The organism is Pseudarthrobacter sp. lyk4-40-TYG-27, from assembly GCF_030209295.1.
In the GTDB taxonomy this organism is placed as follows: Bacteria; Actinomycetota; Actinomycetes; order Actinomycetales; family Micrococcaceae; genus Arthrobacter.
This window is the reverse complement of the sequence record NZ_JARVSH010000004.1, coordinates 208,464-234,263: the sequence shown is the minus strand read 5'-3', so window position 1 is coordinate 234,263 and position 25,800 is coordinate 208,464. Positions and strand designations below refer to the sequence as shown.

The following is a 25,800-nucleotide window of genomic DNA, read 5'->3' as shown; positions in this document are numbered from 1 at the left end:
TGTCGTCGGTAACGCGAAAACTCAAGACTTAACCGCCGGGTTGACCTCGGACTTGGTGATGGCGCCCTCGGCGTTGCCCCAGCCTTCCAGGATCTTCTTGTAGGAGCCGTCTGCCATCAGCTTGGTGACGGCCTTCTGGATGACGTCAGCCCAGGCGGTGTCGGCCTTGGCCACGGCGATGCCCTGCGGCGCCGAGTCGTAGACGTCGCCCAGCTTCTCCAGCTGGCCGTTGGTCTGGGTGAGGGCGTAGCCGATGATGGGGGAGTCGGCCGCCATGGCGTCGATGCTGCCGTTCACCAGGCGCGTGGTGACGTCGGTCTGGTTCTTCAGCGTGACGATGTCAATGGGCTTCTTGCCGTCGGCCGCGCACTTCTTGTTGCGGTCGGCGAGGTCCGGGTCTTCCTGCACGGTGCCGGTCTGCACGCCGATGGACTTGCCGCAGACGTCGTCCAGCGAGAACTTCTTGGGGTTGCCCTTCTGTACTGCCCAGGCGGTGCCGGCGTTGAAGTAGCTGACCATGTTCACGGCACCCAGGCGTTCCGGGTTGATGGTGAACGAGGAGATGCCCAGGTCGTACTTGGGGCCGAGGGCCGGGAGGATGCCGGTGAACTCGGCAGTCTGGACCTGGACCTTGAGGCCCAGCGTGGCGCCGATGGCCTTGGCGATGTCCACGTCGTAGCCCACGGGAGTCTGGCCGTCCGGACCGAGGAATTCGGCGGGGGCGTAGCTGGTGTCAGAACCAACGGTGATGGTGCCCTTGGACTTGATGGCGTCCGGGACCATGGCGGCCAGGGCGTCATCCTTCTTGACGGTGGTGGGATCAAAGCTGGCGCTGGCGCTGCCTGACGAGGTAGCCGCGCTGGAAGGACCCGTTTCCGAGGCATTGGTGCATGCTGAGAGGGCCAGGGCGCTGATGGCGATCATAGTGGCGGCGGTCAGCTTGGAGGTGCCCAGGAGGGTACGGGGAGTCTGCATTTCTTACCTTTTGTTGCAGGGGCTATGAGGTACTAACGCGGCTTATAGTGTAACGCTCAACAAGAGAGGTACGTCACACGCAACTAAGTTTCACTATTGGATAACTGTAGCGGGGGCAAAATCAAGCCTTCCAGAGCAGGACTTGTCTGTCATCCCAGACTCGGGGCCCAGCCGCAGGGCCCCAAGAAGCTAGCTGTTGATGCCCAGGGACTCCAGCATCGGCCGGAATTTAGCCCAAGTTTCAGCCAATTCGGCCTCCGGCAAAGAGCCGTCAACAATTCCGCACCCGGCATACAGCCTGACGGTGTCGGGTGACTCGATGACGGCGCCGCGCAGCGCGATGCCCCATTCGCCGTTACCCGCGGCGTCCAGCCAGCCCACCGGCCCGGCATACGGTCCACGGTCCAGGTGCTCCAGCTTGCGGATCAGCTCGCCCGCCACGAGGGTGGGCGTCCCGCAGACGGCCGCGGTGGGGTGCAGTGCGTTGATCAGGGCCAGGCACGTGGGGACGTGCCCTTCCACTTCGGTGAGCTCCGCCTTGACGTCGGAGGCCAGGTGCCAGACATTGGGCAGTTCCAGGATGAACGGCTCGTCGTGGGCATTCATCGCCTCGGAGAAGGGCGCCAGCTGCTTGGTCAGCGACTGGATGGCGATCTCGTGCTCATGGCGCTGCTTTTCAGAACCCGCCAGGACCCGGGTGGCGTAATCCATGGGCGCGCCGTCCTCACCGTGGGCGTCCCGCCGGTCAAGGGTGCCGGCGAGCACCCGGGCCTGGGCGGTGCGTCCTTCCACCTGGATCAGCATCTCCGGTGTGGCGCCCACCAGGCCATCTACCCCGTAGGTCCAGCATTCGCGGTACCTGGCGGCGAGCTCACGCAATACATCGGCGGCATGTACGCCGGAAGGAATGGTTGCCACCACATCCCGCGCCAGCACCAGCTTCTCCAGCGCTCCGGTACGGATCTCGGCGACACCGGCGGCCACAGCGTCCATCCAGGCTTCCTCGCTGAGGGACCCGGTGTGCAGTGTTGCGCCGGCGGCCAGGGGGAGGGGACGCACGACGGCGCCGCGGCCTTTGCCGGGCACGCCGCCCTGGGGAGCGTCCCCGGCGGAGTCCGCCGCCGTGGTGCCCTTAGCGTCCGGGTTTCCGGCGGCAGCACTGCCGAGCCAGCGGTCCAGTGCCGCAACCGCCGTCTCTTCGGTGAGCGGGCCGTCGTCGAACGTTAACTGGGTGAGCCACACCTGGTTGTCCCGGACGCCCACCACGATCTCCGGCACGATCAGCCGCGACTCGTGCCGCGAGGTCTTCGAGAAAGCGAAGGAACCGAAAGCGACGGGCCCGGTGCCGGGCAGCTCCACGGCATCCGTGACGTCCGCCTCAAGGACCAGGTGCCGCCACCAGATATCCGCTTCCAGGAACCGGTCCGGACCCGTGGCGGTGAAGCGTGAAATTTCGCCAAACCCGGCCAGCCCGGCTTCGCGGCGGGTCCAGCACAGGACATCGTCCCGGACCAGAAACGAAGGCAGCCCCCCGGGGAATGTTTTGCCATCCAGGGGGACTGTCAGGGTGCGGAACGTGCTCGTCATGATGAGACAACACTACTCCCGCGTAGGCCGGGGCCATCTCCGGGTGCAGGGAGGGGCAAAAAGGAGATGGAGGCGCTGGTCCGGACCGCCGCGAACATTTGAGACAATGTCATGGTGAACCGAGCATCCTTGGATAAGCGTCCGGACGAAGTAGCCACGATGTTTGACGACGTCGCACCGAAATACGACGTCGTCAACGATGTCCTTTCCATGGGACAGACCCGCCGCTGGCGGAAGATCGTGGTGGACGCGATGGAAGTCTCCAAGGGCCAGCGCGTCCTTGACCTGGCGGCCGGCACGGGCACGTCCAGCGAACCATATGCCGACGCCGGCATAGACGTGGTGGCCTGCGACTTCTCCTTGGGCATGCTCAAGGTGGGCAAGCGCCGCCGCCCGGACATCGACTTCATCGCCGGTGACGCCACCAACCTGCCGTTCGCTGACAACACGTTTGATGCCACCACCATCTCGTTCGGCCTGCGCAATGTGAACGAGCCCAAGAAGGCGCTGGCCGAGATGCTGCGCGTCACCAAGCCCGGCGGCCGCCTGGTCATCGCCGAGTTCTCCCAGCCCGTGGTCCCGCTGTGGCGCACCATGTACACCGAATACCTGATGCGTGCCCTGCCGGCCATCGCCGTCAAGGTCGCCTCCAACCCGGATGCCTATGTCTACCTGGCCGAGTCCATCCGCGCCTGGCCGGACCAGGACCACCTGGCAGCCTGGCTGCAGGACAGCGGCTGGGAAAAGGTCACCTACCGCAACCTCACCGGTGGAATCGTGGCCGTGCACCGGGCCTTCAAGCCCGCCGGCGCACCCGAGGGTGCCGCGGCCGCCATCGCCGCGCACAAAGGCCCGGTGGCCAAGCTGCGCCGCAACATCGTCCGCTGACCTGTGAAGGTACTGATTGTCGGCGCAGGTCCGGCCGGGTCCACCGCCGCGTACTACCTCGCCAAGGCCGGCCTTGAGGTCACGGTCCTGGAGAAGACGCAGTTCCCGCGCGAGAAGGTCTGCGGGGACGGCCTCACGCCCCGCGCCGTCCGCGAAATCCAGAAGCTCGGCCTGCCGCACCCCGAGAACGACGGCTGGCGGAGGAACAAGGGCCTGCGCCTGATCGCCGGTGGCCGCACCATCGAGCTGCCCTGGCCTGAGGTGTCCGACTTCCCGCAGTACGGCCTGATCCGCACCCGCCTGGGCTTTGACGAGGAACTGGCGCGGCACGCTGAGGCTGCCGGTGCCACCATCCTTGAGCGGCACAGCGTCACCGATGCCCTCCGGAACGACGCCGGCCGCGTCACCGGGGTCCGCGCAGCGGTCCTTGACGGGAACGGACGCAAGACCGGCGAGACGCGTGACTTTGCTGCCGACGTCGTCCTCGCAGCCGACGGCAACTCCACTCGCACGGCCGTGTCCCTCGGAATCCAAAAACGCGACGACCGGCCCCTGGGCGTTGCCGTCCGCACCTATTTCACGTCGCCGCGCACCGACGACGACTGGATGGAAGGCTGGCTGGAGCTCCCCGGCCGCGACGGCAAGCTGCTGCCCGGCTACGGCTGGGTGTTCGGCGTGGGCGACGGCACCTCCAACGTGGGCCTCGGCATCCTGAACTCCTCCAAGGAATTCGGCAAACTGGACTACAAGCAGGTCCTGCGCGAATGGACCGCCGGGATGCCCGCCGACTGGGGCTTCACACCGGAAAACCAGGTGGGGGAAATCCGCGGCGCCGCGCTGCCCATGGGCTTCAACCGCACTCCCCACTACTCTCCGGGCCTGCTCCTGCTGGGCGATGCCGGTGGCATGGTGTCCCCGTTCAACGGTGAGGGCATCTCCTACGCGATGGAGTCGGCACGATTTGCGGCCGAGTTCATCATCGACGCCTCCTCCCGTTCGGCTGCCTTGAGCGGAACGTACGACGCCGACGCACACCTGTCGCGGTACGCGGACTACGTGCGCGGCCAGTGGGGTTCGCACTTCACCCTCGGCCGGGCCTTCGCCGCATTGATCGGGAAGCCGGCCGTGATGAAGCTCGCCCTACGGACCGGCATGCCCATCCCCGTCCTGATGCGGTTCGTGGTCCGGCTCCTGGCCAACCTCACGGACCCGTCAGCCAAGGGCTTCGAGGACCGGGTGATCCGCGTCCTGGAATCGCTGGTTCCGGCCACGTCCAATACCCCGTCAGCTTCGAATCAGCGGTATCCGCAACAAAAAGTTAGGGTTAACCCGTGACCAAATCCGCAGACCACAGCTGGACGCACGCCGGGCACGGCCTGCCGGACTCCGAACCCAGCCTCAATACCACCGCTATTGCCACGGAACTTCAGCTGCCGGCCGGTTTTGCCGCCATTGCGGAGGATGCCGAGCTTGGCCCGGCCATCACCAACAACCTGGCCAAGGTGGAGAAGAAACTCCGGGAGGCGATCGCCAACTCGGACCCCCTGGCCGATGCCACGTCCCGCCACCTGGTGGAAGCCGGGGGCAAGCGCATCCGGCCGCTACTGACCCTGCTGTGCGCCCACCTCGGCGACGCATCCCTGCCCGCCGTGGTGCAGGCCGCCGTCGTGGTTGAACTGACGCACCTGGCCACCCTCTACCACGACGACGTCATGGACTCCGCCCCGTTCCGCCGCGGCGCTCCCACAGCCCACGAAGTCTGGGGCAACTCCGTGGCCGTCCTCACCGGCGACCTGATCTTCGCCCGGGCATCCATCCTGGTGTCCGAACTCGGCGGCCGCGCGCTGGGCATCCAAGCCCGCACGTTTGAGCGCCTGTGCCTGGGCCAGTTGCACGAGACCGTGGGCCCGCGTCCGGACGAGGACCCGGTGGAGCACTACCTGTCCGTGATCGCGGACAAGACGGGTTCCCTGGTGGCGGCCTCGGGCCAGTTCGGTGCCATCTTCTCCGGCGCCGACGAGGCATTCGAGGACATCCTGGTGGAATACGGCGAGAAGGTGGGCGTTGCCTTCCAGCTGGCCGACGACGTCATCGACGTCACCGGTGTCAAGGTCAAGTCCGGCAAGTCACCCGGAACGGACCTCCGCGAAGGGGTCCCCACCCTGCCGGTGCTGCTCCTGCGCAAGGCTGCCGCCGACGGCGACCAGTCCGCCGTCGAGCTCCTGACGCTGATAGACGGCGACCTGACCTCGGACGAAGCCCTGGCCGCCGCCGTCGCCGGGTTGCGGGAGCACCCCGTCACGGCCGAGTCCTGGGTAGTGGCACGCCGCTGGGCCGACGAAGCCATCGCCGCCCTCGCGCCGCTGCCGGACGGGGTCGTCAAGGAGTCGCTGTCCAACTTTGCGCTCGCCGTGGTGGACCGCGCCAGCTGACCTTCTGCGGGAGCCCGGCGCCTCTGGTCCAGCCAGCAGGTGCCGGGCTTCTTTTTTATGTGGCGTTAACGGGATAGCCCCGGTCCTCAACAACCGAAGCTGCTGTGAACCGGGGCTATCTCTCCGTTCGCATCAGACCCGCCGGAGGCGTTTAGCGGATCCGTGAATAGCTTATGACAGCTTTGTCACAATGCGCAAGTCTTCTGTAACTGCCTGTGTCAAAAAGTTTTTCCGCTGAGTCTGCCCGCCTTTCAGCGCCGGCGGGTGACCAACCCCGGCATGTTGCAGCGGCACGCCGGGACGGCAGCCGGAACGTGAGGAGTTTCAGCGCCGCGGGTTACCCACATAGCGCGAATCAGGCTCCCGGCGGGGGCATCCGTCCGCTGTGCTGACCTCATGGATGTTTGTCATTTCCTTCGCAATGCCGGTTCTGTGGCCCGCACGGCAACAATCCTCAAGGCCGGGTTTTCCGACCGGGACATCCGCAACGCGGCGGCATCCGGTGAACTCTGCCGCCTGAGGCACGGAGTGCTGGCCCTCCGGGAAGCCCCTCAGGACTTTGTGGCCGCGGTGCGGCAAGGCGTGACGACCTTGCCGTACCTGCATCAACGGCTGCCGGGAAACCGGAATGGAGCCGCGCGCCAAGTCCTGGACCTTGTCGACGGCAGCGCGGATTCGCCACTTGAAGTGGTGGCCCGCATCCTCTTTCGTGCAGCGGGAATCCATACCCAAACCCAGGTCGGGTTGCCCGGAATCGGCTACGTCGACTTCCTGCTGGAGGGGTTCCTGATCGTCGAGATCGACGGCGCCAGCCACCTGGAGCCGCGACAGGTGAAGAAAGACCGCTCACGGAACAATGCCAGCACCCTCAGCGGCTATGCGGTGTTGCGATACGGGTACGCGGACGTCGTCCACAACCCGCAGAGGGTGCTTGCCGAGGTCTGGCAGGTGCTCAGGGGCAGGGTCATCCGCTGAAATTCCCCAACTTTCAACCGCAAAGCCGGGGACTCGCGGGCAAAACCGGGGAACACGCCGTCGGCACCCCTCAAAGGCGGGGAGATTCAGCGAGGGCCGGCCCAGCAGGGGAGTGGGGAGCCCCTACTCTTCCTCTTCGTCGTCCTCGAAAGCCCACTCGAACATGTCGAACACGAACTCGGAGAAGGTGCCTTCCTCGGACTTCCACTGGCCGCGGGCGTTGTTGCGGCGGTACACAATGGGGTCCGGGACGCCGAGGTCGCCCACGCGGAAGCCCCAGGTGAACTGTTCCTCTTCGTCTTCGAGGAACATCAGGAAGCCCTCGTCATCGACCTCGAGCTCTTCCGGGTCCCAGAAGTAGTGGTAGGCCTCCATCAGGTCTTCGCAGCCGCCCAGGGCAAGGTAGAACTCGCGCAGGACCAGCGGGATCTCGAACTGGTGCTCGGCGAGGGCGCTGTCCAGTTCCTCCGGGGTCAGGCCATCTGCTTCCTGCCATTCATCCTCGAGATACTTCGGAACAAGCGCGCGGAACTTCTCGAGGAACATGTCAGTCATGCTCATATCCTAGCCAATGCCGGACCCTCCAAAATGACACGGAGCAGCCACTACAGCCCCGTATCGCCAGCCCGCCGGTGCCACCCGCGGACAGCAAGCGGCGCCTGCCACGACCGCCGCCAGGCCAGGACCCGGAACGTGAAAACCAATGCCGCGATGGCCGCCGCCGTCAGCACGTTGAAGACGCCCAGCACCCACAACACGGCGGTCAGGGTCGAACCCAGGAACGCCGGCAGCGCGTAAATGTCCTTGGGGTTGAAGAGTTCCGGCACCTCGTTGGCGGTGATGTCGCGCAACAGGCCGCCGCCTACCGCCGTCGTCACGCCCAGCAGCACGGACGCCACCGGGTTCAGCCCGGTGGCCAGGGCCTTGAGGGTGCCGGTCATGCAGAACAGGGCCAGGCCGGCGGCGTCGAAGAGGACCAGCAGGGACGTGTAGCGCTGGACGCTGGAGAACAGGAAATACACGAGCGCCGTGGCGAAGACCGGCGGGAACAGGTAGGCGGGGTTGGTGAATGCTGCCGGGACCACGGCGATGATGATGTCCCGGATGACGCCGCCGCCGAGGCCCACCAGCGAAGCCAGCAGCAGGGAGCCGACAATGTCGATCTGCTTCCGTGCCGCAAGCAATGACCCCGATACGGCAAAGAAAAACACGCCCAGCAGGTCCAGCCATACCGGGGAGTTGTCAAAGGCGAATGTCATGGGGCGTCCCGGTATTTCAAAGAGGGCGGACAGGGCGGCTCCAACGTTACGCTAGCCCCTATGAACAGCCCCATCATGATCGCCTGCGCCCATGGGACGTCCAACACACAGGGAGCCGCGGAGGTCAACGCGCTGCGCGCCGCCATCGCTGAACTCCGGCCGGGCCTGGAGGTCAGGGAAGCATATGTTGACGTCCAGCAGCCGGACCTGGTGGACGTGGTGGCCGGCCTGCCGGAGGGGGAGCCCGCGGTGGTGGTCCCGCTGCTGCTGAGTGTCGGGTACCACGTGAAGGTGGACATTGCGCGGGCCGTGAAGAGCCGCCCCGGCAACGCCGCCGCCGCTCCGCTGGGCCCGGACCCCCGGCTTGCCGCCCTGCTGGACCAGCGGCTGCGTGAGGCGGGCACCACGGACAACGACGTCGTCGTCCTCGCCGCGGCGGGCTCGTCCAATCCCAACGCCGCCGTCAGCGTCGAGGAGCTGCTGGGCCAGCTCCGGGAGCTCCGGTCCAACCGGATTGTGGCCGCGTACGGCGCCTCGGCCAAGCCCTCGGTGCCCGACGCCGTCGCCATGCTTCGGGAGGAGCTGGCAGGAGGTGCGGGCGCGGGGGAGTCCGCAGGAGCGGTCGACGTCGGCGGCCGGGTGGTGATTGCCTCCTACCTGCTGGCGCCGGGCTTCTTCCACGACCAGCTCGCGAAGGCGGGCGCCGACGTCGTCACCGAACCCCTGCTGCCATCCGCGACGCTTGCGGACATCGCGCTGGACAGGTACGACGCCGCCGTCGCGGCAATGCACGCAACCCGCTCCGAACCTGCCCCGGAAGCCGCGCCCGCAGCACCGACGGCGGGAGTGCCCGGGGCACCCGCCGATGCACAGCACGGTGGCATCTTCAAGGCCGTTCGGCGTTTCGTGACGAAATATTTCCCTAGGTGACTCAGCATTTCCGGACCTTTGTGACGTAAATCGGGGGCACCCTACAGTCGTTGCATGACTGATACAGCTCTAGCCGGAGCGTCTGCGGACTCCGCTGCCCCCAAGCGCCCCGCACGCCCGTCCCGACCCGCCGCGAAGCCGCACGGCCAGTGGAAGGTGGACGGCAAGACGCCGCTGAATGCCAACGAAACCTGGAAGCAGGAAGACGACGGCCTGAACGTCCGCGAGCGTATCGAGACCATCTACGCCAAGGAAGGCTTCGACGCCATCCCGAGCCAGGACCTGCACGGCCGGTTCCGCTGGTGGGGCCTGTACACCCAGCGCAAGCCCGGGATCGACGGCGGCAAGACCGCCACGCTCGAGCCGCACGAGCTTGAGGACAAGTACTTCATGCTCCGCGTGCGGATCGACGGCGGCGCGCTCACCACCGAGCAGCTGCGCGTGATCGGCCGGATCTCGGTGGACTTCGCCCGCGACTCCGCCGACCTGACGGACCGCCAAAACATCCAGCTGCACTGGATCCGGGTGGAGGACATCCCCGAGATCTGGAACCGCCTGGAATCCGTGGGCCTGTCCACCACCGAAGCCTGCGGTGACGTTCCCCGCGTCATCCTGGGCTCGCCCGTGGCCGGCATCGCCAAGGACGAGATCATCGACCCCACCCCGCTCATCGCCGAGCTGGGAGAGCGGTTCATCGGCAACCCGCTGCTGTCCAACCTGCCGCGCAAGTACAAGACCGCCATTACCGGCCACCCCAGCCAGGACGTGGTGCACGAGATCAACGACTTCGCGCTCGTGGGCGTCGAGCACCCCGAACTCGGCATCGGCTACGACCTGTGGGCCGGCGGCGCCTTGTCCACCAACCCCATGCTGGGCAAGCGCCTGGGCGCCTTCGTGAAGCCGGAGCAGGCCGCCGACGTGTGGCTCGGCGTCACCAGCATCTTCCGCGACTACGGGTACCGCCGCATGCGCACCAAGGCCCGCCTGAAGTTCCTGATGGCCGACTGGGGGCCGGAGAAGTTCCGCCAGATCCTCGAGGACGAATACCTCGGCTACAAGCTGGCGGACGGTCCCGCCGCCCCCAAGCCCGCCACCCCGGGCGACCACGTGGGCGTGCACGAGCAGAAGGACGGCAAATTCTTCATCGGCGCCACGCCGCTGGCCGGCCGGCTCTCCGGCTCCGCGTTGGTCAAGCTCGCCGACACCCTGGAGGCACGCGGCTCCTACCGGCTGCGCACCACCCCGCACCAGAAGCTCGTGGTCCTGGACGTCGACAAGGACCAGGTGGAGCCGCTGGTAGCCGAACTGGACGCCCTGGGCCTCTCTGCACGGCCGTCGGTGTTCCGCCGCGGCACCATCGCCTGCACCGGCATCGAATACTGCAAGCTGGCCATCGTTGAAACCAAGATGACGGCCGCCACCGCCGTGGCCGAACTGGAACGCCGCCTGGCCGACCTCGCCGAATCCGGCCAGCTGCCGCAGGCACTGTCCCTGCACATCAACGGCTGCCCCAACTCCTGCGCCCGGATCCAGACGGCGGACATCGGCCTCAAGGGCATGATGCTGCCAACGCCCGACGGCGAGCCCTCCCCGGGTTTCCAGGTCCACCTTGGCGGCGGCCTGGCTAACAACACCCGCGAGGAAGCCGGCCTGGGCCGGACCGTCCGCGGCCTGAAAGTGTACGTCGACGACCTGCCCGATTACGTGGAGCGCGTGGTGCGCCGGTTCGTTGCCGACCGCACCGAAGGCCAGACCTTCGCCGAATGGGCCCACGCAGCAGACGAGGAGGCACTGCAGTAATGGCAAAACACCTGGCACCCGCACCCGCCAAGCGTCCGGTCGAGGAGCTCAAGGCACTGGCTGAAGCCGGCGCCGCGGAACTCGGCTGGGACGCCCCCGCCCGCGACGTCATCGCCTGGGTGGAACGCAACTTCGACCTGCCCGCCGTCGCCGTCGCCTGCTCCATGGCCGACGCCGTCCTGCCGGCCTTGGTCGCGGACCAGATGCCCGGCGTCGACGTCCTGTTCCTGGAGACCGGCTACCACTTCCCGGAAACCTATGCCACGCGTGACGAGGTGGCCGCAAACCTCCGCGTCAACGTGGTGGACGTGCTCCCCGAAAACACCGTGGAGCAGCAGGACCGGCTCCTGGGCAAGGACCTCTTCGCCCGCGACGCCGCCCAGTGCTGCGCCCTCCGCAAGGTGGCTCCGCTGCAGCGCACCCTGGCCGGCTACGAGCTGTGGTTCACCGGGGTCCGCCGCGACGAAGCCCCCACCCGCACCAACACGCCCCTGATCGGCTGGGACGAGAAGAACGGCCTGGTCAAGGTCAACCCGATGGCCGCCTGGACGTTCGACCAGCTGGTCCAGTACTCCGACGACAACCTCCTGCCCGTCAACCCGCTGCTTTCCCAGGGCTACCCCTCCATCGGCTGCCAGCCCTGCACCCGCAAGGTGGCACCCGGCGAGGACCCCCGCGCCGGCCGCTGGGCAGGAACCGACAAGACAGAATGCGGACTACACGTATGAGCACTTCACTTACCGAGGAGACCCAGGTGACTGACGCCGCCGTATCCACGCGCCTGTCCAGCCTGGACACCCTGGAGTCCGAAGCCATCCACATCATCCGCGAGGTTGTTGCCGAGTTCGAGAAGCCTGCGCTGCTGTTCTCCGGCGGCAAGGACTCCGTGGTGATGCTGCACCTGGCCACCAAGGCGTTCTGGCCCGGCAAGGTGCCGTTCCCCGTGCTGCACGTGGACACCGGCCACAACTTCCCCGAGGTCATCGACTTCCGCGACCGCACCGTGGAGCGGCTCGGCCTGAAACTCGTGGTCGGCTCCGTCCAGGAGTTCATCGACCGCGGCGAGCTGGCCGAGCGCGCCGACGGCACCCGCAACCCGCTGCAGACCGTCCCCCTGCTGGACGCGGTCCAGCAGAACAAGTTCGACGCCGTCTTCGGTGGCGGCCGCCGCGACGAGGACAAGGCCCGCGCCAAGGAGCGGATCCTGAGCCTCCGCGACGAGTTCGGCCAGTGGGACCCGCGCAACCAGCGCCCAGAGCTGTGGAACCTCTACAACGGCCGCCACACCGTGGGCCAGCACGTCCGGGCCTTCCCCATCAGCAACTGGACCGAGCTGGACATCTGGCGGTACATCGAGCGCGAGAACATCGAGCTGCCGGGCCTCTACTACGCCCATGAGCGTGAGGTCTTCGCGCGTGACGGCATGTGGCGCGCGGTGGGCGAGGTCTCCCAGCCCCGCCCCGATGAGGACGTCATTACCAAGACCGTCCGCTACCGGACCGTCGGGGACATGTCCTGCACCGGTGCCGTGGAATCGAACGCCTACACGGTGTCCGACGTCGTGGTTGAAGTCGCCGCCTCCACCCTCACCGAACGTGGCGCCACCCGTGCAGATGACCGCATCTCCGAGGCCGCCATGGAAGACCGCAAGAAGGACGGGTACTTCTAATGAGCACGATTTCCGGGATTTCGACAGGCTCAATCAACGACAGCCTGCCCACCACGCTCTTCCGGTTCGCCACGGCAGGATCGGTCGACGACGGCAAGTCCACTCTGGTGGGCCGCCTCCTGCACGATTCCAAGGCCATTTTGGCTGACCAGCTCGACGCCGTCGCCCGCACCTCAGCGGACCGCGGCTTTGGCGGCGACAAGGGCGGCATCGACCTGGCCCTGCTGACCGACGGCCTGCGTGCCGAGCGCGAACAGGGCATCACCATCGACGTGGCCTACCGCTACTTCGCCACCGACCAGCGCAGCTTCATCCTGGCCGACTGCCCCGGGCACGTGCAGTACACCAAGAACACGGTGACCGGCGCGTCCACCGCGGATGCCGTCGTCGTCCTCATCGACGCCCGCAAGGGCGTGCTGGAGCAGACCCGCCGGCACCTGTCCGTGCTGCAGCTGCTCCGCGTGGCGCACGTGATCGTGGCCGTGAACAAGATCGACCTGGTGGACTTCAGCGAATCCGTCTTCCGCGGGATCGAAGCCGATGTGCAGCAGGTGGGCCGCGAACTGGGCCTCGGCTCGGACGGCATCAGCGACCTGTTGGTCATCCCGGTTTCGGCGCTCGACGGCGACAACGTGGTGGACCGCTCCGAGCGCACCCCCTGGTACACAGGCCCCGCCCTGCTCGAGGTCCTCGAAACCCTCCCCGCCGCCGATGAGCTCGAGAGCCACCTGGAAAGCTTCCGCTTTCCCGTGCAGCTGGTGATCCGGCCGCAGGGCGCCCTGGCTCCGGATGCCGTCGCCGCCGGCCTGGACGCGGAGGCCTACCGCGACTACCGCGCCTACGCCGGCCAGATCACCGAAGGCTCGGTCAAGGTGGGAGACAAGGTTTCCGTACTGACGCCGGGCCAGTCTCCGCGCACCACCACCGTGGCGGGAATCGACTTCGCCGGCGCTTCGCTGCAGGAAGCCGCCGCACCGCAGTCTGTGGCCATCCGGCTGGCGGACGAGTTCGACGTCGCTCGCGGTGACACCATCGCCGCCGCAGGAACCGTCCGCGAAGCCTCCGCCGACCTGTACGCCGCCCTCTGCTGGCTGTCCCCGAAGCCGCTGCGCGAAGGCCAGAAGGTGCTGGTCAAGCATGGCACCCGTACGGTGCAGGCGATGGTCCGCAACGTCTCCGGCAAACTGGACCTGGCCACCTTCAAGCTGGAGGCCGCCTCGAACCTGGAGCTCAACGACATCGGCCACGCGCAGCTCCGGCTCGCCGCCCCGTTGCCGCTGGAGAACTACCTGCACCACCGCCGCACCGGAGCGTTCCTGGTCATCGACCCGCTGGACGGCAACACGCTGGCCGCCGGCCTGGTCAAGGACCACCCGGGCGACCACGAGGACGAGCGCTACAGCATCTAGTCCTTTTTCGATTCGCCGGAAAACTGCGGGCTCGCCGTTCCTGAACAGCGAGCCCGCAGGTTTCCGGCGTTTTCGCGTTCATGCGGCAATCCGCACCTTAACCGCAAAATGTGCCCGCCGGATCTTTCGGGACGAAGTGTGGCATGGGAAGCTCAGGCATTGTTGCTCGATGCCCGTGGTTCCAAGCCCGGGCCATTCGTTCGGGAGGCGTGATGCCAACCATCCACCGGTGGCGGACCACAGCGGTACTGGCATGTGCCCGTGATGCCCGGGAGTGGCGGATCACCCGGCGGCAGGCAGTGACGCTCGCCCTGATCCCCGGCGGTATTTCGGTGGCGGCTGCGGCCACGGTCGTATACCCCCCGCTGTACATCTGGCTCCTCGCCGAGGACTCGCTGGTGGAGTGGCTGCAGTTCCTCAGCCTCCTGGCGGCGGCGATCTTCCTGACGTTCATCGCCGTCCGGCTCCCGGCGTCCGGACAGAGGGGCATGGCTGTTGTTTACGGGCTGGTCGGCGCCGCGGCTTGGTTCCTCGCGGGCGAGGAAATTTCCTGGGGACAGCGCATCTTTGGCTGGCAGACTCCCGAATCCATGGAGCAGATCAACCGGCAGGGTGAAACCACGCTGCACAACATCCGAGGCGTGCAGGAACTGGTCCCGGCAGCCATGCTCCTGGCCAGCCTGTACGGCGCGTGCGCCCCTCTGGTGTGGGCGGCGGTCCGGGCACGTTGGAAGCAGGCCGTGTCCCTGCACTTACTCATTCCGCCCCTGGGCCTGGTGCCGGCCTTTGGGCTTGCCGCGGCGTACCGCCTCTTCCGCCTGTTGGTGTGGCCGGCGGCCGATTACGGAATTTCTGAGTATTCCGAAGTGATGGAGTTCTGCCTGTACCTGGGACTGGCCTTGTTTTGCTGGCTCAACGTGCGCCGCCTGCTCCACCACCGGGCGAGCCTGGCAGGACCCCGCCACCGCGGTGGCGCACATGCTGTGGCAGTTGGTCAACGCCGCAGCGCCTGAATTTGTGAAACCGGGCCCTGGGGCGGCCTAATGTGACGCTACATGAACGTGCGTGACCCCCCGTTTCCGCGTCATTGAACGGGTTTGGGCCACTCCCTATGGTGAAACAATGACTAGTTCCAAGCCCGGGATGACCCGCATCGTGGCAGGCGAAAGCGCGGTTCCCAAGCGCAAGCGTGCCATCGAAGCTGCCCTGGCCATCGGGCTGGTCTTCCTGATCGCCGTCGGAGCCATTGTGGCCTCGAACGTCTCCCGCAACACCGAGGCCCAGGCCGCAGAGCCCAGCCCCGCGGCCGAGCTGAAGCTGGGCTACTTCGGCAACGTCACGCACGCCCCGGCCCTGGTGGGCGTCAAAAAAGGGTTCCTCCAGCAGGCCCTTGGCAGCACCAAGCTCAGCACCCAGACGTTCAACGCCGGACCGGCCGCCATCGAAGCCCTGAACGCCGGTGCCATCGATGCCGCCTACATCGGCCCCAACCCGGCCATCAACTCGTTCGCCAAGAGCCAGGGCGAGTCCGTCCGGGTGATCGCCGGAGCTGCCGCCGGCGGGGCGCAGCTGGTGGTCAAGCCGGAGATCAACTCCGCCGCAGACCTCAAGGGCAAGACCCTCGCATCGCCCCAGCTGGGCGGCACCCAGGACGTCGCGCTCCGTGCCTGGCTTTCGAAGCAGGGCTACAAGACCAACGTGGATGGCAGTGGCGACGTCGCCATCAACCCCACCGAGAACGCCCAGACCCTCAAACTGTTCCAGGACGGAAAGCTCGACGGCGCGTGGCTGCCGGAGCCCTGGGCCTCCCGCCTGGTGCTCCAGGCCGGCGCCAAGGTGCTGGTGGATGAAAAGGACCTGTGGGACGGCACCGGGACTGGCAAGCCGGGTGAGTTTCCCACCACCATCCTGATCGTGAACCAGAAGTTCGCCGCGGACCACCCGGACACCGTCAAGGCGCTGCTGACAGGCAACGCCGAATCCGTGGCCTGGCTCAACTCCGCGTCTGCTGACGAGAAGGCGAACCTCATCAACGCCGCACTGCAGGAATCCGCCGGGGCAGCATTGCCCACCGATGTCCTTACCAGGTCGCTGGCAAACATCACCTTCACCCTTGACCCCCTGGCCGGCAGCTACCCCAAGCTCCTGCAGGACGGCGTGGATGCGGGAACCACCAAGAAGGCCGACATCAACGGGCTCTTCGACCTCCGTGCGCTCAACCAGGTCACCGGTGGCGCCGACAAGATCTCCGCGGCCGGCCTCGGCCAGGACTGACCCACCCACTACCTAAGGACGGCACCATGCCAGTCGTACTGGAAAACCTGGGCAAACGCTTCGGCGACGGCGCCCCGGTACTGGACGACGTCAACGCCAACATCAAGCAGGGCGAGTTCGTTGCCCTCCTCGGTGCCTCCGGCTGCGGCAAGTCCACCCTCCTGAACATCATCGCGGGACTTGAAGCGCCGACGTCGGGCGCCCTGGAAGTGCCCAGCGACGGCGCCGCCTTCATGTTCCAGGACGCCGCGCTCTTCCCGTGGCTCACGGCCCGGGAAAATATCGAACTGGCCCTGAAGCTCAGGGGAGCGGGCAAAACCGAGCGCCGCACCAAGGCCCAGGAACTCCTGGAACTGGTGCACCTCGGCTCTGCCGGGGACAAGCGTCCGCACGAACTCTCCGGCGGCATGCGGCAGCGAGTATCACTGGCCCGCTCGCTGGCGCAGGACCGGCAACTGCTGCTCATGGACGAGCCCTTCGCCGCGTTGGACGCCATTACCCGTGACCTGCTGCACGATGAGCTGGAACGGATTTGGAAGGAAACCGGACGCACCATCGTGTTCGTCACCCACAACGTCCGCGAGGCCGTCCGGCTGGGACAGCGCGTCCTGCTCCTGTCCTCCCGTCCCGGACGGGTGGTCCAGGAATGGTCCGTCACCGAGGAACACCGAACCGACGCCGGGCTCGCCGGCCAGCTGACCGGGGTCATCACGGCCCGGCTGCGGGAGGAGATTCGCCGCCATGCCAAGTAACCCACCCCTGGTTGAAGAAGAGCCGGTGGTTGAGCCTGTCGAAGCCACGGCCGCTGAAACCCGTCACGTCCACGCCGCCCTGACCAGGACCTCCACTGGCAAAGAGGACCTCCGGGAGCTGGAGTCCGGCCTGGATTCCCTGCAGTCCGACGCCGACCGGAAGCACCGGATCGACTGGAGCCGGATCCTCCTGCCCGTGGCTGCCCTGCTGGTCCTGGTGCTGGTCTGGCAGTTTTACGTGTCGTTGGGCGTCAAGCGCCGCGACCTGGTGCCGGGTCCGCTGGACGTCCTCGGCCAGCTGGGCGTCCTCTGGAGCGACGGCAAGCTGCAGGAGTCCGTCTGGACGTCACTGCAGCGGGGCGTGGTGGGCTTCCTCATCTCGGTGGCCATCGCCACGCCGGTGGGGCTGCTCCTGGCCCAGGTGGCGCCTCTGCGGCGCGCCTTCGGCCCGCTGATCTCCGGCCTGCAGGTCCTGCCCTCGGTGGCCTGGGTCCCCGCGGCCATCATCTGGTTCGGCCTCACCGACGCCACCGTCTACTTCGTGGTGTTCATGGGAGCCATCCCCTCCATCATCAACGGGCTCATCTCCGGCGTGGACCAGATCCCGCCGCAGTACCGCAGGGTGGGCACTGTGCTGGGTGCGTCCCGGCTCCAGATGGCGCTGCAGATTGTCCTTCCGGCCGCGCTGCCGGGGTACCTGGGCGGCCTGAAGCAGGGCTGGGCCTTCTCCTGGCGTTCCCTCATGGCCGCTGAAATCATTGCGGTGGGCGGCACCATCGGCTTTGGCCTGGGTTCGCTGCTGGACCAGGGCCGGACCCTTTCGGACATGGCCGTGGTCATGGCTGCCATCCTCCTGATCCTGGCGGTGGGCATCCTGATTGAGCTGCTGGTCTTCGGCCCCATCGAGAAGCGGCTCCTCCGCAGCCGGGGCCTCCTGTCCGGCAGTACCCGCTAGCCCACGCCGGCACCCAACCCTGCAGAGAGCCCGACGGCGAGTCCCGCTGTCGGGCTTTCTGCTGTCCTGCCCGCTCGGGTCGGGAACAGGTGGCAGACTGGCGCCATGACAGCCAGCTTCGTATGCCGCACCGAGTCCTCGCTCCCCGTGGGAGAGCTCTTCGACCGGGCACGCAGCATCGACCTGCACGTGGACTCGCAGCAGGCATCCGGGGAGCGCGCGGTGGCCGGTGTCACGGGCGGGCTGATCGGGCACGGCCAGGAGGTCACCTGGCGGGCACGGCACTTCGGCGTCCCGCTCACCATGACCAGCCGCATTACCCATCTGGATTACCCGCGCAGCTTCACCGACGAACAGTTGAGGGGCCCCTTCAAGGCCTTCCGGCATGTCCATGACTTCGCGCCCACTGCCACGGGAAGCGTGATGACGGACCGGGTGGAGTTCACCGCCCCGCTCGGGGCCCTGGGTACCGCCGTCGAACGGCTTGTCCTGGCCCGCTACCTGGAGCGCCTGATCATCCGCAGGGGCCGGTTCCTCGCCGGGCGGCCCTAGGAATCGTTTGTGACGCAGCATTACCTTGCGTGAACTGGTGTTGCTCGGCCTTTGTTGGCGAATGTGACGCGGCCCTACCGTTGATCCATGGCAATTCAGGACATATACCCCACGGCGCTGCGGCTGCTCGGCCGCCCCGTGCTGGTGGTGGGCGGCGGCCCCGTTGCCGCACGCCGCGCCAAAGGCCTGCTCGACGCCGGTGCAGTGGTCACGGTCGTGGCCCCGGTTGCCTCGCCCGCGCTGAAGGAGATGGCCGACGCCGGCCTGCTCACCTGGGAAGCGCGGCCCTACCTTTCCAGCGACGTCGACGGCGTGTGGTTCGCCCAGACCGCCACCGGCGACCCGGAGGTGGATGCCCAGGTATCAACCGACGCCGAGGCGCAGCGGGTTTGGTGCGTCAATGCCTCCAACCACGAAGCCTCCGCCGCCTGGACGCCCGCCGTCGCCGAGGTGGATGACGTCAAGATCGCCGTGAACGCCGGGGGAGACCCGCGCCACGCCATGGCCGTCCGCGACGCCGTCGCCACCGCCCTCGAAACCGGCGACCTCCCGCTGCGCCGCCGCCGCGCACACCGGGGAACCGTTGCATTGGTTGGTGGCGGCCCCGGCGATACCGGCCTCATCACGGTCCGCGGCCGCCGGCTCCTGGGGCAGGCCGACGTCGTCGTGGCTGACCGCTTGGGCCCCCGCGGCCTCCTGAACGAACTGGCTCCGGACGTCCGCGTCATCGAAGTGGGCAAGACCCCCGGCCACCACCCGGTGCCGCAGGCGGAGATCAACCGGATCCTGGTCGAAGAAGCGCTGAAGGGCCACCGCGTGGTCCGGCTCAAGGGCGGGGACCCCTACGTGCTGGGCCGCGGCGGCGAGGAAGCCGAATACTGCCGCCAGCACGGTGTGGAGGTTGAAGTGGTTTCCGGCGTTACATCGGCCATCTCCGTCCCGGCCGCCGCAGGCATCCCCGTGACGCACCGCGGCTTGGCCAAGGGCTTCAGCGTGGTGACCGGACACGAGGAACTCTCCGAGGTTCCCGCCCGCCCGGACCACACCATCGTCCTGCTCATGGGCGTCGGCCAGCTCCGGGAATCCGCGTCCGCGCTGGGCGAAGCGGGCATGCCGGCGGACACCCCTGTTGGTATCGTGGAAAACGGCTACCTGCCGGACCAGCGCGTCACCATCGGCACGCTCGGTTCCATCGCGGACCAGGCCGACGCCGCCGGTGTTGCCAACCCCGCCGTGATCGTCATCGGTGACGTGGTGCGCGTGAGCCCGTTCGCTCCGCCGCACTTCAAAACCGCCGACTACGGCACCACCACCCCGAACAGCCCCCGCAAGACCGTCCTCACCACCTAGCCCCACCCAACTGACTGGCAGTTGTTGTCGTTCTGAGCCGTCAAAACGGCAACGAATGCGAGCCAGTTGGGCCGGAACGAAGAAAAGGAACACAGCCGTGTCATCCAGCACCACCGTAGGAACTGCTGCGCGTCCGCTGCGCGTCGCCGTCGTTGGCTCCGGCCCGGCCGGCGTCTACGCCGCTGACATCCTCACCAAGAGCGAGGCCGTCAAGAGCGGCGAGCTGACCGTCAGCATCGACCTCTTCGACCGCTACCCGGCGCCCTACGGCCTGATCCGCTACGGCGTGGCCCCGGACCACCCCCGCATCAAGGGCATCGTCAACGCCCTGCACAAGGTCCTGGACCGCGGCGACATCCGCTTCTTCGGCAACGTGGACTACGGCACGGACCTCACCATCGAGGACCTGCGCACCCACTACGACGCCGTCATCTTCGCCACCGGCGCCATCAAGGACGCGGACCTGAACATCCCCGGCATCGAGCTGGACGGCTCCTACGGCGGCGCCGACTTCGTCTCCTGGTACGACGGACACCCGGACGTCCCCCGTGAATGGCCGCTCGAGGCCAAGGAGATCGCCGTGATCGGCAACGGCAACGTGGCGCTGGACGTGGCCCGCGTCCTGTCCAAGCACGCCGACGACCTCCTTGTTTCCGAAATCCCGGACAACGTCTACGCCGGCCTGAAGGCTTCCCCGGTCACGGACGTCCATGTCTTCGGCCGCCGCGGGCCTGCCCAGGTCAAGTTCACCCCGCTGGAGCTCCGCGAGCTGTCCCACTCCAAGGACGTGGACATCATCCTGTACCCGGAGGACTTCGAGTTCGACGAGGAATCGGACCGCCAGATCCAGACGAACAACCAGACCAAGACCATGGTGGGCACGCTCACCAACTGGATCGCAGAGCAGCCCGAAGACCTCTCCGAGCTCACGGCTTCCCGCCGCCTGCACCTGCACTTCCTGCACAGCCCGGTGGAGATCTACGACGACGCCGAAGCTCCGGGCAAAGTGGCCGGCATCAAGTTCGAGCGCACCGAGCTGGACGGCACGGGCAACGCCCGCGGCACCGGCGAGTACGTGGATTACCCGGTCCAGGCCGTCTACCGCGCCATCGGCTACTTCGGTTCCGCCCTGCCCGAGATCGAGTTCGACCACAAGCGGGGCGTCATCCCGAACGACGGCGGCCGCGTCCTGGACGCCGAAGGCAACCATGTGCCGGGTATCTACGCCACCGGCTGGATCAAGCGTGGCCCCGTCGGCTTGATCGGGCACACCAAGGGCGACGCCCTGGAAACCGTGACCTACTTGCTGGAAGACCGCGAAAACCTCCCGGTCGCCTCCGCGCCTGCTGAAGACGCCGTCGTCGAGCTCCTCGATGCCCGCGGCGTGAAGTTCACGTCCTGGGAAGGCTGGCTGGCCCTGGACGCCCACGAACTCGCGCTTGGCGCGGCCGCCACCGAGGCCGGCGGCTCGCACGGCGTCGAGGTCAAGCGTGAGCGCATCAAGGTGGTCCCGCGCGAGGACATGGTGTCCATTTCCCGTGATGGCGTGTCCGCCCAGGTCTAGGATCCTGTTGCTGCAGGAGCCGCGGAACCACCGTTCCGCGGCTCCCGCCATTTAACCCTGCTGCGCTATTTTCCCGCGCCGCCGATGGCCATGAGCTCGAGCCGGCGAAGGGTCTCGCGGTTCCGGGCGGAGATGACAGGATCCCGGAGGAATTTCGGCATCAGCTTTCCCGGCCCGCGGATGGCGTCCTCGGCAATGGTCACCAGGCATTTGCCGCCGCGGTCCTCCAGCCTGATGTCCACCTTGGCCTCGCCCACGGGCCAGCCGCGCGCCACGAGTTCCAGGGAGCGGCCGGGATCCACCGCGGTGACACGGCTGCTGTCGTTGAGCACCAGCGGCCACGCTCCTACGGAGTGGTGGAGCCGGGCTCCGGGCCCCGGCCATTCGGGATCCACATCCCTGATCCGGGAGGCGCCCACCACCCAGCCGGAATACAGCCAGCCGTCGGCGATGACCCGCCAGACGTCGGCAGCGGGGCACGTGAACAGCTGCGAGACAGTGGACATGGGGTTCCTTCTCTCTTCATGGGCAAAAGGCGGTGCTACATGCGGCCGAACCGGGCCCGGATCATCGCGAAAATCCCGTAGGCGATGAAGCCGGCGCCAATGGCCACCAGCAGGGTGGGGCCGAACGGGTGGTCCTGGAGGGCCTTGAGGCTGCCGTCCAGTCCGGTGGATTCATCGGGCCGGTGCCGGGCTGCGGCGATCACGAACAGCAGGCCGGTCAGGACCAGGGCGATGCCCTTGGCCACATGGCCCGTGACGCCCAGGCTGTCGATCAGCCGACCCCGCCGGGTGCCGTCAAAGTGGAACAGCTCCTCCTTGAACCCGCGCCGGAGGCCCTTGACGATGAAGTAGATCCCAATGCCGAGGATGGTCAGGCCCAGGGCCACGAGGACCCAAGGCCCTGCGGGGTGCGCCATCACGCCGGAACTGAAATCCCTGGTGTTGTCGCCCGAGTCGCTGGGCTGCCCAACGGCGAATCCGGCAAAGCTGAGGCCCACGCTGCCGTACGCGATGGCAAGGAAACCCGACGACACCAGTTTGGCCAGCCGTTCCTTCCGGGGCAGGCTCCGGGCACGGAGGGTCGCTTCGCTGGCCTGCCAGAGAGCCAAGGCCAGGCAGGCCACCACGCACCCCCACATGACGACGGTGCCGAAGGGGTTGTCCGCCAGCCGGGCGATGGCCCCGGTTGGCTCGGCGTCCCCTTGGTGGCCGAAGCCGATGGCGATCGCGATGGCACCCACGATCACATGCAGCAGCGCCATGACGGCGAATCCCGCGCGGGCCAGGACATCGAGGACCTTGTGGTTGGACGCGTCTTCGACCGCGTCGGCTGCCTGGCTGAGGGTGGAATCGCCGTCGGACATGCCCTAGCCGTTCATGGGCCCTTCGGCCCGCATGTTCTCGGCTCCGGGGCCCTCAACATGGACAGTGCAGCGGACCACCAGTTGGCCGGGGGCGTTGTCCAGTTCCACCAGTGAATCGTGCCCGCTGAGGACGGTGAACACTTCGGAACCGGCGAGGACACTGACGCCCTTGGCCTTGGCCGTTTCCCGGGCGTTCCCCAATGCCTGGCGCTCCAGCGCATCCACATAGCCGCTGTCACTTTCCCGGGCGGGGTTCCCGAAGGCCCAGCCGAACAATGTCCCTGTGTTTCCCATGGCGTTGATATTACGCGGTCGGCGGGGCCGGGGGCCGGGCTTTCGTAATATTAGTAAGTGTGCTTAGTATGAGCAGACCATACCTTGATTAGGACACGGCATGCGACACCCGCGGAGGGCAGCACGCCGGAACCCGTTCACAACGTTAGGAATGCACATCATGGCAGGAAATCTCTTAGCGCGTTCAGTTCACGACCTGACGGCGGCAGCATGGTTCGGCGGATCGCTGATGGGCGCCATCGGCCTGAACGGGGCGGCCGCGCAGGCCAAGGATCCCGCCGAACGCACCCGGCTTTCCAGCGCCGGCTGGATGCGGTGGGCGCCGGTCCAGACCGCGGCGTTCGCCGCGCACCTGGCGGCAGACCTCGCCATCGCCTGGGAAAACAAGGGCCGGATCGCCAAGCAGGACGGCGTGGCACGCGACACCGCCATCAAGACCGTCGTGACCCTTGCGGGCGCCGGGGTGACCCTGTACTCGGGCATCCTGGGCAAGAAAGTGGACAAGCTTGCCGATGAGGCGGCCAAGGGAGCCACCGAGCCGCAGCCGGCGGCATCGGACGAGCTGAAGTCCGCCCAGCAGCAGCTCAAGCTCCTGCAGTGGGCCATCCCCGGATTCGCCGCGCTGGTGATCATCCTGGGCGCCAAGCACGGCGAGATGCAGCGCCCCACGAACGTCCTCGCAGGCCTGCGCCGGAGCTGATTCACCGGCAGGCACAGGACGGACGACGGCGGCCCGGCACCACAGTGCCGGGCCGCCGCCATGCGCGGGGAGATTTACTCCGCCAGCCACTCCGCGCAGGAGTTCAGGTTCCGGTTCACGGTGGCGACGGCGTCGTCCTCGTGCCGCCGTTCAATGGCGTCCAGCAGTGTTTCGTGGCCGTCCCGCGGAAGCCCATTGAAGCCGGGCCGGCGCTGTTGCGTGAGCAGGTCCTGGTGGAATGCCGTCCCGAAGCTGGCGTACAGCTCATGCAGCAGCGGGTTGCCGGAGGCCTGGGCCACTCCCTGGTGGAACTGCCAGTCTGCGTCGGCCCAGGCCTCGATGTCGCCGTTCTTCCAGGCCTGGTCCCGGGCGGCGAGGAAGGCGCGCAGGGCCGTGACGTCGTCGTCCGTGGCATTGCGCGCGGCGAGCCGGGCAGCCTGGGTGTCCAACCCCAGCCGGACCTCGAGGATGTGCTGCTCGGTATGGTCCTGGTAGAGCCGCCGCGCGGCACCGGACATCTCATTCGTGGCCCGCACGTAGGTTCCGTCACCGCGGCGGACCTCCAGCATGCCCCCGTGGGCCAGGGCCTTCACCGCCTCGCGCAGGGTCCCGCGGGAAACCCCCAGCCGCGCCATGAGTTCGGGCTCGGGCGGAATGCGCTGATTCAACGCCCATTCGCCGGAGTGGACCATTTCCCGCAGCTTGGCGGTAACTTCGGCGGCCAGCGGCTGGCGGACGGACGGGCTCAAAGACAAGGTGCTACTTCCTTTCCGCAGGGCGGGTTCCGGACATCGGGCGCCCCGTGATCAGGTGGGCCACCACGATTTGGACCAGTGCCAGTGCCAGCAGCAGCACCAGCGGCAGGGTCCAGCCGCCGGTGGCGCTGTGCAGCAGGCCCATGCCGAAGGGACCTGCCGTCGCCAGCAGGTACCCCGAGGACTGGGCCAGGGTGGACAGGGCCGTGGTTTCGGCGGTGCTGGACCCGCTGCGGCTGATCATCACCATCACCAGGGGGAAAATGCCCAGGCCGAAACCGATCAGGACAGCCGGAATGGCCGCCAGTCCCACAGGCAGCACCAACAGCGCCGCGATCCCGGCCGCCATGGTGACGCTCACCAGGTAAAAGGCCGGGCGCAGCATGCGCGGGCGGGATCCGATGGCAATCAGCACCATGCCCGCCGGGACGGACACGAGCTGCATCAGCCCGAACATCAGTCCGCTGTCCGAGGCGCTCATTCCCATGGTGGTGAGCATGTACGGCAGCCAGCTCAGCAGCGCGTAGGCCAGGAGTGCCTGGAGGGTGAAGATCGCGGTGAGGAGCCGGCCTTTCCCGGTCCGCAGGAGCGGCCAGGGCGAGATGTGGGCTGCGGTGCTCCGGACGGTGTGGCGGTGGGCGTGCAGCGCCACGGGCAGGAAGCCCAGGAATGCCGCCACGGCCGCGATGCCCACCGCCCCCACCGCGGCGGACGGCGACCCGAGGGCCTGTGCCAGTGGAACGACCAGGACCGAAGTCAGGGTGCCGCCGGTAGTCATTGTCACCGTGTAAACGGCGGTCATGAGCGACGTCCGGGAGGCGAAGTGCTCGCGGATGAAGGACGGCATGGCGACGTTGCAGATGGCCAGCCCGGACATGCCCACCACGCTGCCGGCCACCAGCATGCCGGTTGCCGGGACGCCGCGCAGCAGCAGCCCGCCGGCCAGCAGCGCCAGCGACAGCAGGATGGCCTTCTCCACGCCCAGCTTGCCGCTCAGCCAGGAAGTTGCGGCTCCGGCCACCGCGAAGCACAGGGTGGGAATGGACGGGATGGTGGCCGCCACCAGTGCCCCGTAGCCCAGGACGGCTTGAAGGTCGTGCAGCAGGGCCGAGGCTCCGGTGATCCCGGCACGGAGGTTCAGCCCGATGAGCACCAGGGCAATCACGCCGAAGACGACGGCGGAGCGCGGCTTGGCGGGCACCGCGCCGGCGGTGCCGGCCGGGACGGTTGCGGTTGCTGCCGGCGCGGACGCGGGGGGAGTGGCGGACATACCATCCACCCTAAAGGTTAGACGTTTGATGTTTGCGGTTT

General features: G+C 67.4%; 26 protein-coding genes. 17 read left to right on the top strand and 9 right to left on the bottom strand.

Translation table 11 applies throughout. The features are described 5' to 3' along the window. Window positions 1-21: 21 nt before the first annotated feature. Window positions 22-975: an ABC transporter substrate-binding protein gene (locus QRM96_RS08740; protein WP_109044286.1), complete on the bottom strand. Its 954-nt coding sequence runs from the start codon at window positions 973-975 to the stop codon at window positions 22-24. A gap of 189 nt (window positions 976-1,164) precedes the next feature. Next, a complete protein-coding gene (locus QRM96_RS08735; protein ID WP_109044287.1) occupies window positions 1,165-2,562 on the bottom strand; it encodes an isochorismate synthase in 1,398 nt (465 codons plus the stop codon). Between the two features lie 114 nt (window positions 2,563-2,676). On the opposite strand from QRM96_RS08735, the gene QRM96_RS08730 reads away from it, so the two are divergent. The 4 genes from QRM96_RS08730 (at window position 2,677) to QRM96_RS08715 (ending at window position 6,857) form a co-directional block, all read left to right on the top strand. Then, entirely contained in the window at window positions 2,677-3,450 is a 774-nt protein-coding gene (locus QRM96_RS08730; RefSeq protein WP_231369820.1) for a demethylmenaquinone methyltransferase, read from the top strand. 3 nt (window positions 3,451-3,453) lie between these two features. Next, window positions 3,454-4,785, top strand: coding sequence for a geranylgeranyl reductase family protein (locus QRM96_RS08725; protein ID WP_285319255.1), 1,332 nt, complete (start codon window positions 3,454-3,456; stop codon window positions 4,783-4,785). After that, window positions 4,782-5,882: a polyprenyl synthetase family protein gene (locus QRM96_RS08720; RefSeq protein ID WP_285319253.1), complete on the top strand. Its 1,101-nt coding sequence runs from the start codon at window positions 4,782-4,784 to the stop codon at window positions 5,880-5,882. Before QRM96_RS08725 ends, QRM96_RS08720 begins: the two co-directional genes overlap by 4 nt. A gap of 396 nt (window positions 5,883-6,278) precedes the next feature. Then, complete coding sequence (locus tag QRM96_RS08715) at window positions 6,279-6,857, top strand: type IV toxin-antitoxin system AbiEi family antitoxin domain-containing protein (protein WP_285319251.1); 579 nt, start codon at window positions 6,279-6,281, stop codon at window positions 6,855-6,857. Window positions 6,858-6,980: 123 nt separating this feature from the next. Here QRM96_RS08715 and QRM96_RS08710 read toward each other — a convergent pair whose 3' ends face one another. Both QRM96_RS08710 and QRM96_RS08705 read right to left on the bottom strand, forming a co-directional pair. Continuing rightward, a complete protein-coding gene (locus QRM96_RS08710; protein WP_018760579.1) occupies window positions 6,981-7,412 on the bottom strand; it encodes a hypothetical protein in 432 nt (143 codons plus the stop codon). A 50-nt stretch (window positions 7,413-7,462) separates the two neighbouring features. Beyond that, complete coding sequence (locus QRM96_RS08705; RefSeq protein WP_285319250.1) at window positions 7,463-8,116, bottom strand: trimeric intracellular cation channel family protein; 654 nt, start codon at window positions 8,114-8,116, stop codon at window positions 7,463-7,465. A gap of 60 nt (window positions 8,117-8,176) precedes the next feature. Here QRM96_RS08705 and QRM96_RS08700 point away from each other — a divergent pair, with 60 nt between their 5' ends. From QRM96_RS08700 to QRM96_RS08645, 12 genes are all read left to right on the top strand, one after another. Further along, complete coding sequence (locus QRM96_RS08700; protein WP_285319249.1) at window positions 8,177-9,046, top strand: sirohydrochlorin chelatase; 870 nt, start codon at window positions 8,177-8,179, stop codon at window positions 9,044-9,046. A 54-nt stretch (window positions 9,047-9,100) separates the two neighbouring features. Next, window positions 9,101-10,846 (top strand): nitrite/sulfite reductase, encoded by a 1,746-nt coding sequence (locus QRM96_RS08695; protein WP_285319248.1) that lies wholly within the window; start codon window positions 9,101-9,103, stop codon window positions 10,844-10,846. Beyond that, window positions 10,846-11,574 (top strand): phosphoadenylyl-sulfate reductase, encoded by a 729-nt coding sequence (locus tag QRM96_RS08690; RefSeq protein WP_018760575.1) that lies wholly within the window; start codon window positions 10,846-10,848, stop codon window positions 11,572-11,574. The genes QRM96_RS08695 and QRM96_RS08690 overlap by 1 nt, the downstream gene beginning before the upstream one ends. Next, a complete protein-coding gene (cysD, locus tag QRM96_RS08685; RefSeq protein WP_285319246.1) occupies window positions 11,571-12,515 on the top strand; it encodes a sulfate adenylyltransferase subunit CysD in 945 nt (314 codons plus the stop codon). Before QRM96_RS08690 ends, cysD begins: the two co-directional genes overlap by 4 nt. Continuing rightward, window positions 12,515-13,924: a sulfate adenylyltransferase subunit 1 gene (locus QRM96_RS08680; RefSeq protein ID WP_285319245.1), complete on the top strand. Its 1,410-nt coding sequence runs from the start codon at window positions 12,515-12,517 to the stop codon at window positions 13,922-13,924. The genes cysD and QRM96_RS08680 overlap by 1 nt, the downstream gene beginning before the upstream one ends. Before the next feature lie 212 nt (window positions 13,925-14,136). After that, window positions 14,137-14,937 (top strand): hypothetical protein, encoded by an 801-nt coding sequence (locus QRM96_RS08675; RefSeq protein WP_285319244.1) that lies wholly within the window; start codon window positions 14,137-14,139, stop codon window positions 14,935-14,937. 130 nt (window positions 14,938-15,067) lie between these two features. Beyond that, on the top strand, window positions 15,068-16,198 hold the full coding sequence (locus tag QRM96_RS08670) for an ABC transporter substrate-binding protein (protein WP_285319606.1): 1,131 nt from the start codon (window positions 15,068-15,070) through the stop codon (window positions 16,196-16,198). Between the two features lie 26 nt (window positions 16,199-16,224). After that, window positions 16,225-16,950 carry an ABC transporter ATP-binding protein gene (locus QRM96_RS08665; RefSeq protein WP_018760570.1) on the top strand — a complete coding sequence of 242 codons (726 nt, stop codon included), beginning with the start codon at window positions 16,225-16,227 and terminating at the stop codon, window positions 16,948-16,950. Continuing rightward, window positions 16,940-17,905, top strand: a complete 966-nt coding sequence (locus QRM96_RS08660; protein WP_285319241.1) for an ABC transporter permease — start codon at window positions 16,940-16,942, stop codon at window positions 17,903-17,905. The genes QRM96_RS08665 and QRM96_RS08660 overlap by 11 nt, the downstream gene beginning before the upstream one ends. Before the next feature lie 105 nt (window positions 17,906-18,010). Then, window positions 18,011-18,457 carry an SRPBCC family protein gene (locus tag QRM96_RS08655; protein ID WP_285319240.1) on the top strand — a complete coding sequence of 149 codons (447 nt, stop codon included), beginning with the start codon at window positions 18,011-18,013 and terminating at the stop codon, window positions 18,455-18,457. Window positions 18,458-18,544: 87 nt separating this feature from the next. After that, complete coding sequence (gene cobA / locus QRM96_RS08650) at window positions 18,545-19,807, top strand: uroporphyrinogen-III C-methyltransferase (protein ID WP_285319239.1); 1,263 nt, start codon at window positions 18,545-18,547, stop codon at window positions 19,805-19,807. Between the two features lie 97 nt (window positions 19,808-19,904). Further along, window positions 19,905-21,371, top strand: a complete 1,467-nt coding sequence (locus QRM96_RS08645) for an FAD-dependent oxidoreductase (RefSeq protein WP_018760566.1) — start codon at window positions 19,905-19,907, stop codon at window positions 21,369-21,371. A 65-nt stretch (window positions 21,372-21,436) separates the two neighbouring features. On the opposite strand, the gene QRM96_RS08640 is transcribed toward QRM96_RS08645, so the two are convergent. From QRM96_RS08640 to QRM96_RS08630, 3 genes are read right to left on the bottom strand one after another with little or no spacing between them, the layout of a single operon-like run. Further along, window positions 21,437-21,877 carry an SRPBCC family protein gene (locus tag QRM96_RS08640; protein WP_285319237.1) on the bottom strand — a complete coding sequence of 147 codons (441 nt, stop codon included), beginning with the start codon at window positions 21,875-21,877 and terminating at the stop codon, window positions 21,437-21,439. Window positions 21,878-21,912: 35 nt separating this feature from the next. Then, window positions 21,913-22,740 carry a DUF1206 domain-containing protein gene (locus QRM96_RS08635; RefSeq protein WP_018760564.1) on the bottom strand — a complete coding sequence of 276 codons (828 nt, stop codon included), beginning with the start codon at window positions 22,738-22,740 and terminating at the stop codon, window positions 21,913-21,915. A gap of 3 nt (window positions 22,741-22,743) precedes the next feature. After that, window positions 22,744-23,034 carry a hypothetical protein gene (locus tag QRM96_RS08630; RefSeq protein ID WP_026264322.1) on the bottom strand — a complete coding sequence of 97 codons (291 nt, stop codon included), beginning with the start codon at window positions 23,032-23,034 and terminating at the stop codon, window positions 22,744-22,746. 160 nt (window positions 23,035-23,194) lie between these two features. On the opposite strand from QRM96_RS08630, the gene QRM96_RS08625 reads away from it, so the two are divergent. Continuing rightward, complete coding sequence (locus QRM96_RS08625; protein ID WP_285319236.1) at window positions 23,195-23,734, top strand: hypothetical protein; 540 nt, start codon at window positions 23,195-23,197, stop codon at window positions 23,732-23,734. 74 nt (window positions 23,735-23,808) lie between these two features. Here QRM96_RS08625 and QRM96_RS08620 read toward each other — a convergent pair whose 3' ends face one another. Then, window positions 23,809-24,489, bottom strand: a complete 681-nt coding sequence (locus QRM96_RS08620) for a FadR/GntR family transcriptional regulator (RefSeq protein WP_285319234.1) — start codon at window positions 24,487-24,489, stop codon at window positions 23,809-23,811. A gap of 4 nt (window positions 24,490-24,493) precedes the next feature. Beyond that, a complete protein-coding gene (locus QRM96_RS08615) occupies window positions 24,494-25,759 on the bottom strand; it encodes an MFS transporter (protein WP_285319232.1) in 1,266 nt (421 codons plus the stop codon). Window positions 25,760-25,800 lie beyond the last annotated feature (41 nt).

Excerpts from the sequence above, each read along its gene's own strand:
- QRM96_RS08740 (WP_109044286.1), bottom strand. The coding sequence starts at position 975 with ATGCAGACTCCCCGTACCCTCCTGGGCACCTCCAAGCTGACCGCCGCC.
- QRM96_RS08735 (WP_109044287.1), bottom strand. The coding sequence starts at position 2,562 with ATGACGAGCACGTTCCGCACCCTGACAGTCCCCCTGGATGGCAAAACA.
- QRM96_RS08715 (WP_285319251.1), top strand. The coding sequence starts at position 6,279 with ATGGATGTTTGTCATTTCCTTCGCAATGCCGGTTCTGTGGCCCGCACG.
- QRM96_RS08710 (WP_018760579.1), bottom strand. The coding sequence starts at position 7,412 with ATGACTGACATGTTCCTCGAGAAGTTCCGCGCGCTTGTTCCGAAGTAT.
- QRM96_RS08705 (WP_285319250.1), bottom strand. The coding sequence starts at position 8,116 with ATGACATTCGCCTTTGACAACTCCCCGGTATGGCTGGACCTGCTGGGC.
- QRM96_RS08700 (WP_285319249.1), top strand. The coding sequence starts at position 8,177 with ATGAACAGCCCCATCATGATCGCCTGCGCCCATGGGACGTCCAACACA.
- QRM96_RS08695 (WP_285319248.1), top strand. The coding sequence starts at position 9,101 with ATGACTGATACAGCTCTAGCCGGAGCGTCTGCGGACTCCGCTGCCCCC.
- QRM96_RS08690 (WP_018760575.1), top strand. The coding sequence starts at position 10,846 with ATGGCAAAACACCTGGCACCCGCACCCGCCAAGCGTCCGGTCGAGGAG.
- cysD (WP_285319246.1), top strand. The coding sequence starts at position 11,571 with ATGAGCACTTCACTTACCGAGGAGACCCAGGTGACTGACGCCGCCGTA.
- QRM96_RS08680 (WP_285319245.1), top strand. The coding sequence starts at position 12,515 with ATGAGCACGATTTCCGGGATTTCGACAGGCTCAATCAACGACAGCCTG.
- QRM96_RS08675 (WP_285319244.1), top strand. The coding sequence starts at position 14,137 with ATGCCAACCATCCACCGGTGGCGGACCACAGCGGTACTGGCATGTGCC.
- QRM96_RS08670 (WP_285319606.1), top strand. The coding sequence starts at position 15,068 with ATGACCCGCATCGTGGCAGGCGAAAGCGCGGTTCCCAAGCGCAAGCGT.
- QRM96_RS08665 (WP_018760570.1), top strand. The coding sequence starts at position 16,225 with ATGCCAGTCGTACTGGAAAACCTGGGCAAACGCTTCGGCGACGGCGCC.
- QRM96_RS08660 (WP_285319241.1), top strand. The coding sequence starts at position 16,940 with ATGCCAAGTAACCCACCCCTGGTTGAAGAAGAGCCGGTGGTTGAGCCT.
- QRM96_RS08655 (WP_285319240.1), top strand. The coding sequence starts at position 18,011 with ATGACAGCCAGCTTCGTATGCCGCACCGAGTCCTCGCTCCCCGTGGGA.
- cobA (WP_285319239.1), top strand. The coding sequence starts at position 18,545 with ATGGCAATTCAGGACATATACCCCACGGCGCTGCGGCTGCTCGGCCGC.
- QRM96_RS08640 (WP_285319237.1), bottom strand. The coding sequence starts at position 21,877 with ATGTCCACTGTCTCGCAGCTGTTCACGTGCCCCGCTGCCGACGTCTGG.
- QRM96_RS08635 (WP_018760564.1), bottom strand. The coding sequence starts at position 22,740 with ATGTCCGACGGCGATTCCACCCTCAGCCAGGCAGCCGACGCGGTCGAA.
- QRM96_RS08630 (WP_026264322.1), bottom strand. The coding sequence starts at position 23,034 with ATGGGAAACACAGGGACATTGTTCGGCTGGGCCTTCGGGAACCCCGCC.
- QRM96_RS08625 (WP_285319236.1), top strand. The coding sequence starts at position 23,195 with ATGGCAGGAAATCTCTTAGCGCGTTCAGTTCACGACCTGACGGCGGCA.
- QRM96_RS08615 (WP_285319232.1), bottom strand. The coding sequence starts at position 25,759 with ATGTCCGCCACTCCCCCCGCGTCCGCGCCGGCAGCAACCGCAACCGTC.